Here is a 14439-nt window from a genome sequence, read left to right as displayed (position 1 = left end):
AGGTAGAATCCGCCGAAGCCTCTTAAAAAATTAATTTTTCACACGCTTAGTGGGGAGTGTCTTTTTGCGCTTTTTAGGGGCATTCATTTTCGTATAAAAAGCGCTAAACTTTTGAGCAGCTTCTTTTTTTTATCTCGATTATGGTTTTGCGGGCATGTAACTCCTTCCGGTGGCTGTTGCAATCGTGAAATTATGAATTTGTAAACTCGTAACGAGGAAATTTCACGACTGCAAAGGCCAACGCTCCGCTCCTCCAGGAGATACATGCCCTCTTTTTTCATCGATTGAGGGAAGAAAATGCCCACAGAAACGTAAAAAGAAATCGCTATTTGGTCAAATGGAGGTACCATCCAACCATCCCCAAAGGAGCGATTTCTTTGTACATGTTCGTATCGTTAATCAAGCCGTAAATCGACTCAATGACGGGATAATTGCCTCAGCCTATCCTGGCTGGTGGCGGCAGAGAATGCTACCACCCTAAAATGCTTACTAAGGTCATAATCTATGCTTACACCCAGCGCATTTACTCCTCGCGCCAAATCGCCAAAGCCACCCGCGAGAACGTCATGTTCATGTGGATCGCAGGCAGGCAACGACCGGATTTTCGCACCATCAACCGGTTTCGCTCTGAGCGGATGAAAGCGGTGCTGGAGACCGTTTTTACTGCAATTCTCAAGATGGCGAATATAGTGGACAAGACCTCCTGGAGCTGGGCGATGCGGCAGAAGGCCCTGCTCTCGCGAGCTCCCGAGCTGCGCTCAAGGGAACGTAATTTGAACGACGGTGCCCTCATGATCGCTGGAGCGGATGAACAGCTCGCCCTTGTAGGCTTGTACGCGCTCGTTCACGATCGCCAATCCAAGCCCGGTATGCCCGGCGGCTGTCTTGGTCGTATAGCCCGGCAGCAGCATCAGTCGGATGTCCTCTGCGGTTAACGTTCGTCCTTGATTGCGCACCTCGAGCGATAGCTTCCCTTTCTCGCAGCGCCGAATAGCCAAGTATACCTGTCTCTGATCGCCGGACAGCGTCATGCTTTCCTCAAAGGCGTTATCTACGAGATTGCCGACGATTTTGACGAAGTCAATGGATTTAACGGAAGACTCCACGTCCAATTGAGCCGGAATATCGGCGGTGAAGGAAATGCCCTTGGCGAGAGCCAGCTCCTTCTTCGCCATGACGAATGCCGCCAGCGCGGGAGAGGCATGCGAGACGACCGAAGCAACCGAATGAGTCTCGGCGGCGAGCTCCTTCATGTAGGCTTTGAGCTGGTCCAGCTTGTTCATCTGAAGCATCGAGGACATCACCTGAACATGGTTCAGGAAGTCGTGGCGCTGGCCGCGAATGACGGTGAACATTTTCCCGATCTCTTCAACGTATACGTCCTGGGTCTGGCGCACGGCATCCTCGCGAATGCGAACCAGCAATTTAATCGTATAGAACAGAGCGCAGAAGGTCAGCAAAACCAGGGTGCAGACAACTAAATTGTAAAACGCTTTGGCGTAGCGATGCTCATTGTCCATGATGATCGCAAACAGCAGTCCGAGCAGGAACGCTTGAAAAACCGTAAGGAGGAGAATCTCCTTCATACGGTTGTGTTTGATATTCAGTAAATATTGATATAATCGTTGAAGAAGGGGGAATTTTCTCTTATCCAGATACATTGCCAGCCATCCGAGAGCCGCCGCTAGCGGCAGGTATACCGATTGGAATTGCAACGGATCATTCAGAATCGATTCCTTGCGCTCGGTGAAGCCATATACAAGCTGAAGCAGCAGCATGCCGATCATATCTCCGACCAGGCTTATGGCGGTATAGGAAATAAAGACGATCAGAATCGTTCCCGGCCCGTAGCTGCGAAACAAGATATACAGCATGAACAGAACGATCCCTGCCGAGGTCAGAACGTGAACGACCGTGGGAACCAGCCAGAAATCCAGGCCGACAAGCAGGGAGCTTGCGACGGCGAAGAAGGCGAGCTTGCGCGCGTGCAAGCAGGGTTTTAATCTCCACAGGGCAAATGTAAGCCATATACGAACGAAAGCGTGCGGGATCGACAATCCGATCACAAGCTTTAAATAGTCATGCAGCATGCTCGAAGAGCTCCTTCAGGAATAACCTGCGAACTTTGCAGTAGGCGGCGGAATTGCAAGAAAAGACGGTTTAACTATCCCACTACTTTACTGTTTTTACAGGGGTAATGGAAGGGAAGACCTCGGATTTTACGTTAAATTTATCTAAAGAAGCGGAAAGAAAGCGAGAGATGAATGATGCCTGGCAACGATAAGCACAAGCATCCGAACGAACTAACCAAGCATGAGCAACTTCTGCAATATATTCGCGAGCTTCCGATCGGCACGAAGGTTCCGGTTCGCCAGATGGCGAAGGATCGCGGAGTGTCCGAGGGCACCGCCTACCGGGCGTTGAAGGAAGCCGAGCAATTGGGGCTAGTAAGCACGAAGGAGCGCATCGGCACTGTGCGCGTCGACAAGAAGAGGCGCAGCCATCCCGAGCAGCTTACGTTCGCCGAGGTTCTGGAAATCGTGCAAGGAAGCTTGCTGGGCGGCGATGAAGGCTTGGACAAGACGCTTCACAAGCTCGTAATCGGCGCGATGGAGCTCGACGAGATGATCGGCTACATTGACGCGGGAAGCCTGCTGATCGTCGGAAACAGGCAGAACGCTCACCGTATTGCTCTGGAGCAAGGCGCGGGCGTCCTCGTGACCGGCGGATTCGGCACCAGCGAGGAGGTACGGCAGCTCGCGAACGCGCGCAAACTGCCGATTCTGACTTGTCGGCACGATACGTTCACGGTCGCATCGATGATCAACCGGGCGATGTACGATCGGCTGATCAAGCGCAAGATTATGATTATCGCTGATCTGCTGGAGCCTTCGGGGAAGGCGGGGTCGCTGAAGCAATCCTCGTCGGTCGCCGACTTTATGAAGCTGAGCTTGGAGACGGGAAGCAGCCGCTTTCCGATCACGGACGAATGGAATCGCGTCGTGGGCATGATTACCGCCAAGGATACCGCAGGCTCGCAGGCGGACCAGTCGTTGGACAAGCTGATGACCCGCAGGCCGATGACGGTTACGCTGAATACGCCGGTGGCGTCCGCCGCGCATCGGATGGTGTCGGAGGGAATCGAGCTGCTGCCGGTCGTCGACCGCCAACGAAAGCTGGTTGGGGCGATTCATAGGGGAGAGGTGCTGCGGGCGATGCAATACGCCAATCGTCCGGCGCATCTGGGCGAAACGTTCGATGCGCTCATGTGGGGAGGGTTTTCCGAGCAGCGCGACGATCAGAACAGGCTGTATTACTCGGGCCTGGCTACGCCACAGATGTCGGGTCCGCTGGGCACGATATCCGAGGGCGTATTAACGTCCTTGATGCAGCAAGCGGCAAGTCGTGCGGTAGAGGAGCTGAGGAAACGGGAGTATGTACTGGACAACATGACGACTTATTTTCTGCGCACGGTGCCGGTAGATGCGGGGATTTCCATTGTGCCTAATATTATTGAGGCAAGCAGAAGATACGTGAAGGTCGAGGTAGAGGCGCTGCTGGACGGCGAGGTCGTCGCCAAGGCGATGCTGACCGCCCAGACGATCGATCCTGCGTAAGCCCGGCTTATTGCTTCATCAGGCGGGTGAAATGCGAATGGTTGCGCAGTCCGGCGAACAGGTTGAACAAGCCGAGCAAGCAGAAGACCGCGCCGACAGCGACCCGAACGGAGGAGCCGGTGAACATGAACATCTGGATGATGGCGATGAAGATCAGCATCAGGCCCATGCTGATGTTCATACGGGAAGCGTATAAGCCGCGCAGTCGGCCGTCTTTCGTGCGGCGCGAGCGATAGCTGTATACGGCGGAGAAAAAGCAGGCGACGATAATAAGGGCGCCGAACGCCCATTGCAATGCGTTGACCATGTCGAAGTAGCAGCTCCTTTAACAAACAATGCGGTTACCTTCGAATATTGTACCACAAATCGCGAGCCGCTTCCGGGCCCGCGCCTTGTTCCTGCCCCATTATTTGCTAAGATGCTTCCGGGCTTCTACCCATACCTGGAGCACTCCGTCGACGACAAGAATCGTTCGGATCGTCACATCGTAGTTCTGGCCTTCGACCTGATCGTACACTTTCGTGTTCAACAGCTTTCTGGCGAAGGTGGCGTCGGTGTTGATCATGTAGATGCTGCGGCCGATAAAAATGTCCAAATCCTCCTTCAGTCTTTTTTTAAGCTCCTTCTGCGTTAAAATATCAATCGTATCTTCCTCTCCCTGCTCGTGCACGAAGATGGTTACAAGGCTGCGGATGACGTTCTCTTTGCGCACCTGATGGGCAAGCTCCAGGTCTCGCTTCAGCGAATCCAGCTGATCTCGCAGCTCGTAGTTTTCCAGAATGACCTGGTCGACCACGTTGTTCTCCAGCGCGCTGTAGACGGCGCTCCCCACGATCATCCCGCAGACGAAGAAAGCCGTCACCTGCATGAATTTCTGAAACCGGTCGAACGAAGGGATTCGCATGTCGCCGTTCACCCCCCGTTGTTATGCAGCCATTGAATAAGCTCCACGCCCATATGGGCGCCAAGAAAGGCGAACAGAATATAGCCGATCTGCTGCATGGCCGGAGACAGGTAGCCGACCAGCATGTGCGATTCGATGACGCGGATCGGGTCGATCGTGCCGCCTACCGCGGCGACGAGCGCCCATATTTTCAGGTTGCTTGCGACCTGAAGCATTTTTTCCTTGGGTGGAGTGAAGAGAAATACCGAGCCCATGCCGGCCAGCAGAGCCCCCCCGAGAACGACGCCGAACGCGATGAAGAAGCTGAAGGCCGCTTTCGTTAAAAAATCGTCCATTGTTTCCCCTCCGTTGTGCGATCAATTAAGCAGCGCTTTGCGCTGCGGTTTGTCGTCACGAATGCGGGCAAACGCGCGGCGCCGGGCGTCGCGGTTTGCCGTCCTCTATCATATCTATGGGACTGGCCCGCAAGCTTATGATACAATTAATGAAAGAGTGCGAAAGCGGAAAAGAAGGGATATTCATGTGCGATTTCGTCCATCTTCACGTTCATAGCGAATACAGTCTGCTAGACGGAGCGGCGCGAATCCGGGAGATGACGGCCAAGGCGGCGCAGCTCGGCATGTCCGCGCTCGCCTTGACGGATCACGGAGTCATGTACGGCGCCATTCCTTTCTATAAAGCGTGCATCGAGCAAGGCATTAAACCGATTATCGGGATGGAGGCCTACATCACGGCAGGCTCCAGGCTAGACAAGCACTCCCGGAAAGACCAGCCGATCTATCATCTGACCTTGCTGGCCAAGAACGAGGCGGGCTATCGCAATCTGATGAAGCTGACCTCGATCGGACATCTGGAAGGCTTCCACTATAGACCCCGCATTGATTTCGAAGCGTTGTCCGCCCATGCCGAGGGCGTCATCTGTCTAAGCGGCTGCATGAGCAGCGAACTGTCCCGGCAGCTGATGGACGACAATTACGAGGCGGCCAGAGCGACGGCAATGCGCTACCGGGCGCTGTTCGGGTCCGATTATTATCTGGAAATTCAGGATCACGGCATTCTGGAGCAGAAGAAGATTACGGCAAGCGTAATTCGGCTGGCCGAAGAGCTGGACATTCCTCTTGTGGCGACGAACGATTCCCATTACATCGGGGAAGAAGATCATTCGCTGCAGGATGTGCTGCTGTGTATCGGAACCGGAAAGACGGTTGACGATCCCGACCGTTTCCGAATCGGGACCAATCAGCTGTTCATGAAGAGCGGCGAGGAGATGTCGGACTTGTTCCGCCATGTGCCGGAAGCGATCGCCAATACGGCGAGGATCGCGGACAGCTGCCGGCTGGAGCTGGAGTTCGGAAAGCACATTCTGCCCTCCTTCTCCCCTTTGCCGATAGGCAAGCAAGCGGGAGAGTATTTGGCCGAATTGTGCAAGCAAGGTCTGCGGGAGCGCTACGAGTCATCTGCGGATTGGGAAAATACCGATTTTCGGAGCAATGCCGAGAATAGGCTGAAATACGAATTAAGCGTCATCGCCCAGATGGGCTTCGACGACTACTTCCTGATCGTCTGGGACTTTATCCGGTTCGCGCACGAGCACGGCATCGTCACCGGACCCGGCCGGGGCTCGGCGGCGGGCAGCCTGGTTGCCTATGCGCTCAAGATTACCGATGTCGATCCGTTGAAATACAAGCTTCTATTCGAACGGTTCCTGAATCCCGAGCGCGTGACGATGCCGGATATCGATATCGATTTCAGTGACGAGCGGCGCGACGAGGTGATCCGCTACGTCGTCGGAAAGTACGGCGCGGAGCACGTCGCTCAGATCATCACGTTCGGAACGCTGGCGGCCCGAGCGGCCGTACGCGATGTCGGGCGGGTGATGAATCTCCCCTACGGAGAGGTGGACAAGACGGCCAAGCTCATCCCGGGAATGCCGGGGATGACGATTGAACGGGCGATGAGGGACAATGCGGAGTTCAAGTCGCTTGCGGAGAGCGGAAGCGGGGCGGGACAATTGATCGCCATGGCGAGAAGGGTCGAGGGCATGCCCCGACACGCCTCGACGCATGCTGCGGGCGTCGTCATCTCGTCCGATCCGCTGACCGATTACGTTCCGCTGCAGGAAGGAACGGACGGCGTGCCTCTTACGCAATATTCGATGGAGCATCTGGAAGCCGTCGGCTTGCTCAAGATGGATTTTCTGGGGCTGCGCACGTTGTCCATCATTGAAAGAACCCTTGCCTCCATTCGCGAGCAGATCGGCCGGGAGCTGCGCTGGGAGGAGGTTTCCGACGAGGACCCGCTGACCTACGAGCTGATGGGGCGAGGGGAGACGACAGGCATCTTCCAGCTGGAATCGACGGGAATGCGCCGGGTGCTCAAGGAGCTGAAGCCTTCCTCGTTCGAGGACATCGTATCCGCCGTCGCGCTGTACAGACCCGGGCCGATGGAATTTATCCCTCAATTCATTCGAGCCAAGCACGGCCTGGTGGAGGTCGAATATCCTCACAATAATCTGAAGGAAATTCTCGCGGACACGTACGGAATCATCGTCTATCAGGAACAGATCATGCAGATTGCTTCCGCGATGGCCGGATTTACGCTCGGACAAGCGGATCTGCTGAGGCGCGCGGTCGGCAAGAAGAAGCGGGAGGTGTTGGATGAGCAGCGCAAGCATTTCGTTGCGGGCAGTCTGCGGTTAGGGTATTCGGACGAGGAAGCCAACGGCGTGTACGATCTGATCGTTCGCTTCGCCGATTACGGCTTCTGCCGGGCGCACGCCGCCGCCTATGCGGTGCTAGCCTTTCAGACGGCTTTCCTGAAGGCTCATTATCCGGTGGCGTTCATGGCCTCCATGCTGACGGCGGTCGTTGGCAATCAGCGCAAGACGGCGGAATACGTGGACGAGTGCCGACGGATGGGCATTGCCGTGCTGAAGCCGGACGTGAACGAGAGCGGCGTGCTGTTCACGCCCGTCTCGGAGGGGCGCGGCGGCGCTATTCGCTTCGGCTTGGCCGGCGTGAAGAACGTGGGCACGCAAGCGATCGACAGCATTATGAAGGAGAGAGGCGACAAGCCCTACGAGAGCCTGAGCGATCTGTGCAGACGGGTCGATCCGCGCGCCTGCAACAAGAGGGTGATCGAGTCGCTTGTACAGGCGGGCGCGCTGGAGTCGCTTCCCGGACACCGCGCCCAGCAGCTGGCGGCTCTGGAGCCGACGATCTCGGCGGCGGCGCTCTGGCGCAAGGAACGCGAGGAGCTGCAGATCGAGCTGTTCGACTTCGAGGAATCGCCGAACTGGAACGTGGAGCTGCCTGCCGTCGCGCCCTACAGCCAGACTCAGATGCTGGAGCTGGAAAGGGAACTGCTCGGCTTGTACTTGTCAGGCCATCCGCTTGACGCCTACGACGGAATGATCGACGAGCTGAGGCTGGAAAGGCTGGTAGACATCGGCGAGCTCCCGGACGGCGCGACGGTGTTTACCGCGGGGATGATCGTCTCCATGAAGCCATTCGTAACCCGCAAGGGGCAGGCGATGGCGTTCCTGGAGATCGAAGACCGGATAATGGGCGCCGAGCTGGTGGCGTTCCCGACGGTCTGGGCGAAGGCTTCCGCCGTTGCCCGAAAAGGAGCGCTCGTGTTCGTGAGGGCCAAGGTGCAGCAGGGGGACGAGGATTACAAGCTGCTGGCCGACGACATTCTGCCGCTGGACGGCCCCGATCTGAAGGCGCAGGCGGAGCGATTGCGCAGGCTTGCGCAGGGCCATCGCGCGGGCAACGGCTACGGAGGCCGTCCTGCGAGCGGCGCGGGAACCGCTAACGGCGCTCGCCCGGGGGGGCGGGGAATGAAGCCGGCGGCCCCCGCAAGCGCAGCGGAGAACGGCCCAGCGGCGTCCAGGCAAGGGGCGGCGAGCAAGCCTTCGGAAGAAGGAGGCGTTCCACGGGTGTACATTCTGATCGATGAGACGCATGAGAAGCCGGCTACGCTTATCCGGCTCAAGCTGCTGCTGAAAGCCCATGCCGGGCTTCGGCAGACCGTGCTGCGCTACGAGAAGGAGCGGCGCACCGTCGCGCTTAGCGACGAGTATAAGGTCGATCCGAATCCGCAGCTTGTCGAGGAGATCGAAAAGCTGCTGGGAGCGGGCACGATTCGAGTGAAGTAGCCTCGAGATTCTGCTATGATAGAAGTTAACAATCTAAATGGTGATGGTGACAATCATGGCTGTCATTCAATGCGATTATCATTCGGAGGTTCTGCAGATCGCGACCTCGATGAACGTAATCCTGCCGCAGGGGCAGAAAAAAAGGCCTTATCGCACGTTATACTTGCTGCACGGGCTTTCCGACGACCATACGATCTGGTGCCGGAGAACCTCTATTGAACGCTATGCGGATCAGACGGGAATCGCCGTCGTCATGCCGTCCGTGAACCGCAGCTTCTACACCGATATGGACCGGGGGGGCCGCTTACTGGACCTTCATCAGCGAGGAGCTTCCGAATCTGGCCCGCTCCTTCTTCCCGCTGTCCGCAGAGCGCGAGGACAACTTCGTGGCCGGGCTGTCGATGGGAGGCTACGGGGCGATGAAGCTGGCGTTGACCTGCCCGGACCGCTTCGCTGCGGTTGCCAGCCTGTCGGGAGCCCTGGACGTCCATCGGCTTGCCGCAGTGAAATACAGCTGGGACCTGGCGAATATTTTTGAGGATGCCGACTCCATTCCGGGCTCTTCCGCAGATGTATTCGCGCTTGCGGAGCGCCTTGCGGACCACCCGTCGCCGCCTCTTCTGTACCAGTGCTGCGGGACGGAGGATTTTCTCTACGAGGACAACCTTCGATTCCGCGACCATTGCCTGAAACTTGGTCTTGCGCTGACTTACGAGGAGGAGCCGGGCACTCACGAGTGGGGGTACTGGGACATGAAAATTCGCAGGGTGCTGAGCTGGCTTCCGGCGGAACGCGGCTGATCCCGGGAAGTGGTCCGGTTTGGTTGCTAGTCTTGCGGAATCTGTGCTATGATTTCCATATTGCTCGTGTCGACTTTATTCATCGAATGATTAAGAAATTGGGGGTACCGCATCATGTGGACGGTCATCTACATCGCACCGACCGCTAAGATCGCCGAACGAATTCAGAAGCGTCTGACCGATGAAGGTTTTCTCGTACAGGTACGCCCCATTAACCTGACCAAACCGCAATATGAAATATTGGTTCCATCCGGCGAAGTGCGGGAAGTGCAAGAGGTATTAGGCAGCATACTGCACCTGTAAGCCAGTTCGATACCTATAGCTTGACGGTCGCCATTTATCGCTTGTGAGGTGTCGCAGTGTTTAAGGATTTATTTCAGAAGAAGAAATACGCTGTCGTTCCTTCGGAACGTACGAAGAGGGATATTCCCGAAGGATTAATGAACCGTTGTCCGAAATGCGGACAAATCCAGCTTAGCAAGGAATTGGAGAAGAACCTGAAGGTGTGCTCCGGCTGCGGACACCATTATAGGCTGAACGCCTGGGAGCGCATTGCGATGACGCTCGACGAGGGGCGTCTTTTTGAGATTGATGAAAACCTCGTGTCCGAGGACCCGTTGAATTTTCCGGGATATGCGGCCAAGCTGGAGCAGCAAAAAGCAAGCTCGGGACTGAAGGATGCGGTTGTGACGGGCGAAGGCGAAATCGGGGGCTTCCCGGTCGTTGTCGGCGTCATGAGCTTCGATTTCTTCAGCGGCAGCATGGGCTCGGTGGTCGGAGAGAAGGTCACAAGAGCGATCGAGAGAGCAACCGAGAAGCAATTGCCGCTGATCATCTTCTCGACTTCGGGCGGCGCCCGCATGCAGGAGAGCATTCTGAGCCTCATGCAGATGGCCAAGACGAGCGCGGCGCTGGCCAAGTTCCAGGAGCAAGGGGGATTATTCATCTCCGTGTTTACCGATCCGACTCTGGGAGGCGTATCGGCGAGCTTTGCGAGTCTGGGCGATTATAATCTGGCCGAGCCTGGCGCAATCGTTGGTTTTGCAGGCCGCATCGTTATCGAACAGACCATCCGCCAGAAGCTGCCGGACAATTTCCAGACGGCCGAATTTAACCTGAAGCACGGACAATTGGATAAGGTTGTTCCGCGCAAGGAAATGAAAGCTATGCTGACCAAATTGCTGGATCTGCATGCGTGGAAGGGAGAGCCTGCCGATGTCCAGTGAATTGCCCTTCGAGAGGCCGCTCGCCGAACTGCGCAAAAAGATCGACGAGCTGAAGCACTTCGGAGCCGAGAAGCAGATTGACTTTACGGACGAAATCTCCCGGCTTGAGGAGCGCTACAAGCAGCTTGAGGCCGAGGTCTACGAGGGGATGAGCGCGGCGCAGGTTATGCACATGGCGCGCCATCAACAACGTCCTACGTCTCTTGAGTATATTAATCTCGTATTTACCGACTTTATTGAGCTTCACGGAGATCGGGTTTTTGCCGACGATCTCGCGATCGTCGGAGGTCTGGCCAAGCTGAACGGCGTTCCGGTGACGGTCGTGGGGCATCAGCGCGGCAAGGATACGAAGGACAACATTCAGCGCTTCTTTGGAAGCCCTCACCCGGAGGGGTTCCGCAAGGCGCTGCGCTTCATGCAGCAAGCGAACAAGTTCGGACGCCCGATCATTACTTTCATCGATACGAAGGGCGCTTATCCCGGCAATACCGCCGAGGAGCGCAACCAGTCGGAAGCAATCGCCCGCAATCTTCGCGAAATGGCGATCTTCGGCGTGCCGATCATTTGCGTGGTGATCGGCGAAGGCGGAAGCGGCGGAGCTCTTGCGCTGGGCGTGGGCAACCGGGTCTTGATGCTGGAGAACGCGATCTATTCGGCTATTTCGCCGAACGGAGCCGCTTCGATCTTGTGGAAGGACGCATCCAAGGCCGATCAGGCGGCGGAAGCGATGAAGATAACCGCGAAGGATTTGCACGAGTTCGGCGTCATCGAAGAGATCATTCCGGAGCCGCAGGGCGGCGCCCACCGGGATAAAGCGGCCCAGGCGGAATCGATTAGGGAAGCGCTCTGGCGCAACCTTCAAGAGCTGAGCAAGCTGACGCCCGACCAACTGAGGGAAGACCGGTACCAGAAGTTCCGCAAGGTGGGACGGTTCGGCACCGCAGAGCTTGAATAGCTCTATATATATGTCAACATGGATAGAAAAACGGAGGAAAAGAAATTATGCGTAAAACGAAAATCGTCTGTACGATCGGGCCTGCCAGCGAATCGCTGGAGAACACGAAGAAGTTGATTGCGGCGGGGATGAACGTCGCCCGTCTGAACTTCTCGCACGGTGACTACGAAGAGCACGGAAACCGCATCAAAACGATTCGTCAAGCTTCCCAGGAGTTGAACAAGACGGTTGCGATCCTGCTTGACACGAAAGGACCGGAAATCCGTCTCGGCAAGCTGAAGGAAGAGCCGATCGAGCTTGTGCAAGGGGAGTATATTACCCTGACGACGGAGGAAATTCTCGGCGATATCAACCGCGTTCCCGTGACGTACAAGGATTTGCCGAGCGACGTAAGCGTCGGTTCGACAATTCTGATCGATGACGGCCTGATCGGAATGACGGTTGTCGATATCCAAGGTCCGGAAATCAAGTGCCAGATCGTCAACAGCGGACAGATCAAAAGCAAGAAAGGCGTTAACGTGCCCGGCGTCGCCATCTCCATGCCCGGCCTGACGGAGAAAGACGTCAACGACATTAAGTTCGGCATCGAGGTCGGCGTTGATTTTATCGCGGCCTCCTTCGTGCGCCGCGCCAGCGACGTGCTCGAAATCCGCGAATTGCTGGAGCGCCATGACGCTCGCTACATCAACATCATCTCCAAGATCGAGAACCAGCAGGGCGTTGACAATCTGGACGAGATTCTGGAAGTGTCCGACGGTCTAATGGTGGCTCGCGGCGATCTTGGCGTAGAAATCCCGGCCGAAGAAGTGCCGCTCGTGCAGAAGATGATGATCGAGAAGTGCAACCGTGCAGGCAAGCCGGTCATTACCGCTACCCAGATGCTCGATTCCATGCAGCGCAATCCTCGTCCGACCCGTGCGGAAGCTTCCGACGTTGCGAACGCGATCTTCGACGGAACGGACGCGATCATGCTGTCCGGCGAGACTGCGGCCGGCAAGTATCCGGTGGAATCGGTGCTGACGATGTCCCGTATCGCAGAGCGCGCGGAATCTGCGCTGCATTACCGGGAGATTTTCACGAAGCAGGCTAACGCTCAACAAACCTCGGTCACGGAAGCCATCAGTCAGGCTGTCGCCAATTCGGCTCTGGATCTCGAAGCGAGAGCGATTGTGACTTCTACGGAAAGCGGCTATACGGCTCGGATGATTTCCAAGTACAAGCCTAAATCCCACATCATCGCCGTCACGCCGGTGGAGCAAGTGCTGCGCCGCATGCAGCTCGTATGGGGGGCCATTCCGGTAAAAGGAGTAGCCGCTACTACGACGGACGAGATGTTCGAGATCGCCGTGAAGGGCGCTATGGAGTCCGGCTTGGTCAGACTCGGAGACACGATTATCATTACGGCAGGCGTACCGGTCGGACGTTCCGGAACGACGAACCTGATCAAGATTCACAATGTGGGCGAACTGATGGCTCAAGGCCAAGGCATCGGTTCCCAAAGCGCGACCGGCAAGGTTGTCATCGCGAACACGCCGGAAGAGGCGATTCGCAAGATGACCCAGGGCGCAATTCTCGTTGCTCCTTCCACGGACAAGGAGTATATGCCGGCATTTGAGAAAGCGGCAGCGGTCATTACCGAATGCGGAGGCATTACCTGCCATGCGGCTGTTGTCGGTCTCAACCTGGGCATTCCGGTTATCGTGGGCGTGAACGACGCAACAACGGCGCTTCAGGACGGAATGGAAGTTACGCTCTATGCCGAGCATGGCGTTATTTACTCCGGACAAGCCAAGGTTATGTAAGCAGGCGAACCGAACAGAGCATTCCCCGCAGCAACGCTGCGGGGGATTTTTGTATCCGGGCCGCCAAGGAAGGGAGGGAGCATACGTGGGAAAATGGTTTTTGCATCCGCTTAGGGTCAGGTATCAGGAGACGGATCAGATGGGGGTCGTCTACCACGCCAACTATTTGAACTGGTTCGAGATCGGAAGAACGGAATGGGTGAGGAGAGCCGGGATTGCCTACAGAGATATGGAGTCGCGCGGACTGCTGCTCCCGGTTACGGACGTGCAGGCTTCCTTCAAGCAGCCGGCGCTTTATGACGAGTGGGTGACGGTGTGCACCCATGTCGCGGAGATGTCGAGCGTCCGCGTACGGTTCGAGTCGAGAATATTGAGCGGTAACGCAGCGGAGACCCTGGGAGACAGCTACGACGGGGAAGAGCCGCCCGGCACCTTGCTGGTCAGCGGGACAACGCGTCACGTCTGGGTCAACCGGGAATGGCGGCCGGTGCGTTTCGCTCGGGAGGCTCCGGAATGGTATGATAAGATGATCAAGCTTGTCGAAGACCATTAACGAGAGAAGGTGGAAGAAGTGCAAAGAAAAGGGCTCGCAATCGTAGTTCTGGCGGTACTGATCGAAATCTGGGGCATCTACATGATCGGAAGATGGATCGGCGGATTCTGGACTTTTGTGCTGCTGCTGGCCACTACCGTGTTAGGCGCCTATCTGATCCAGACGGAAGGCCGTAAAGTATGGCGGCAAGCCCAGGCTCAGATGCAAGCCGGTCAAATGCCGGGAAATACGCTTCTGGAAGGGTTATGCATTCTGGTGGGAGGAATTCTTCTCATTCTGCCGGGATTTATTTCCGATATTATCGGGATAACGATGGTGCTGCCCTTCACGCGTTCCCTCTATCGCTTGTTCATCTATCGCTGGCTGGAGCGCCTCGTGCGCGGAGGCCGCTTCGCCGTCTTTCGGGGACCGACCCGCAGGTAA

General features: G+C 56.5%; 12 protein-coding genes and 2 pseudogenes. 10 read left to right on the top strand and 4 right to left on the bottom strand.

All coding sequences use genetic code 11. The features are described from left to right. Positions 1-337: 337 nt before the first annotated feature. Positions 338-677: pseudogene (locus ACFO1S_RS28730) on the top strand (transposase); the annotation flags it as partial. An 81-nt stretch (positions 678-758) separates the two neighbouring features. On the opposite strand, the gene ACFO1S_RS15305 reads toward ACFO1S_RS28730, so the two are convergent. Continuing rightward, entirely contained in the window at positions 759-2090 is a 1332-nt protein-coding gene (locus ACFO1S_RS15305) for a sensor histidine kinase (RefSeq protein WP_204606335.1), read from the bottom strand. 174 nt (positions 2091-2264) lie between these two features. Here ACFO1S_RS15305 and ACFO1S_RS15300 point away from each other — a divergent pair, with 174 nt between their 5' ends. Continuing rightward, positions 2265-3617, top strand: coding sequence for a DRTGG domain-containing protein (locus ACFO1S_RS15300; RefSeq protein ID WP_204606334.1), 1353 nt, complete (start codon positions 2265-2267; stop codon positions 3615-3617). A gap of 7 nt (positions 3618-3624) precedes the next feature. Here ACFO1S_RS15300 and ACFO1S_RS15295 read toward each other — a convergent pair whose 3' ends face one another. The 3 genes from ACFO1S_RS15295 to ACFO1S_RS15285 all read right to left on the bottom strand — a co-directional run bounded on the left by ACFO1S_RS15295 (position 3625) and on the right by ACFO1S_RS15285 (position 4856). Then, the gene (locus ACFO1S_RS15295) at positions 3625-3924 is read right to left on the bottom strand and encodes a YtpI family protein (RefSeq protein ID WP_204606333.1); all 300 of its coding nucleotides are present in this window, start codon (positions 3922-3924) and stop codon (positions 3625-3627) included. Between the two features lie 99 nt (positions 3925-4023). After that, positions 4024-4521, bottom strand: coding sequence for a hypothetical protein (locus ACFO1S_RS15290; RefSeq protein ID WP_204606332.1), 498 nt, complete (start codon positions 4519-4521; stop codon positions 4024-4026). An 8-nt stretch (positions 4522-4529) separates the two neighbouring features. Then, positions 4530-4856 carry a YtrH family sporulation protein gene (locus ACFO1S_RS15285; RefSeq protein ID WP_204606331.1) on the bottom strand — a complete coding sequence of 109 codons (327 nt, stop codon included), beginning with the start codon at positions 4854-4856 and terminating at the stop codon, positions 4530-4532. Positions 4857-5041: 185 nt separating this feature from the next. Between ACFO1S_RS15285 and ACFO1S_RS15280 the strand changes: the two genes are divergently transcribed. The 8 genes and pseudogenes from ACFO1S_RS15280 (at position 5042) to ACFO1S_RS15245 (ending at position 14439) form a co-directional block, all read left to right on the top strand. Continuing rightward, positions 5042-8680: a DNA polymerase III subunit alpha gene (locus ACFO1S_RS15280; protein ID WP_204606330.1), complete on the top strand. Its 3639-nt coding sequence runs from the start codon at positions 5042-5044 to the stop codon at positions 8678-8680. 55 nt (positions 8681-8735) lie between these two features. Continuing rightward, a pseudogene (locus ACFO1S_RS15275) lies at positions 8736-9480 on the top strand (alpha/beta hydrolase). Between the two features lie 114 nt (positions 9481-9594). Continuing rightward, entirely contained in the window at positions 9595-9783 is a 189-nt protein-coding gene (locus ACFO1S_RS15270) for a glutamate decarboxylase (protein WP_135151778.1), read from the top strand. Positions 9784-9839: 56 nt separating this feature from the next. Further along, entirely contained in the window at positions 9840-10706 is an 867-nt protein-coding gene (gene accD, locus ACFO1S_RS15265) for an acetyl-CoA carboxylase, carboxyltransferase subunit beta (RefSeq protein WP_204606329.1), read from the top strand. Further along, on the top strand, positions 10696-11661 hold the full coding sequence (locus ACFO1S_RS15260; RefSeq protein ID WP_204606328.1) for an acetyl-CoA carboxylase carboxyltransferase subunit alpha: 966 nt from the start codon (positions 10696-10698) through the stop codon (positions 11659-11661). The genes accD and ACFO1S_RS15260 overlap by 11 nt, the downstream gene beginning before the upstream one ends. A gap of 47 nt (positions 11662-11708) precedes the next feature. Then, complete coding sequence (gene pyk, locus ACFO1S_RS15255; RefSeq protein WP_204606327.1) at positions 11709-13463, top strand: pyruvate kinase; 1755 nt, start codon at positions 11709-11711, stop codon at positions 13461-13463. Between the two features lie 85 nt (positions 13464-13548). Continuing rightward, positions 13549-14016 (top strand): acyl-CoA thioesterase, encoded by a 468-nt coding sequence (locus tag ACFO1S_RS15250; protein WP_378127071.1) that lies wholly within the window; start codon positions 13549-13551, stop codon positions 14014-14016. A gap of 18 nt (positions 14017-14034) precedes the next feature. Then, positions 14035-14439 (top strand): FxsA family protein, encoded by a 405-nt coding sequence (locus tag ACFO1S_RS15245; protein WP_204606325.1) that lies wholly within the window; start codon positions 14035-14037, stop codon positions 14437-14439.

Source organism: Cohnella boryungensis (genome assembly GCF_042651945.1).
In the GTDB taxonomy this organism is placed as follows: domain Bacteria; phylum Bacillota; class Bacilli; order Paenibacillales; family Paenibacillaceae; genus Cohnella; species Cohnella boryungensis.
Note: the sequence above shows the minus strand (reverse complement) of the source record. Positions and strands in the feature narration are given on the sequence as shown.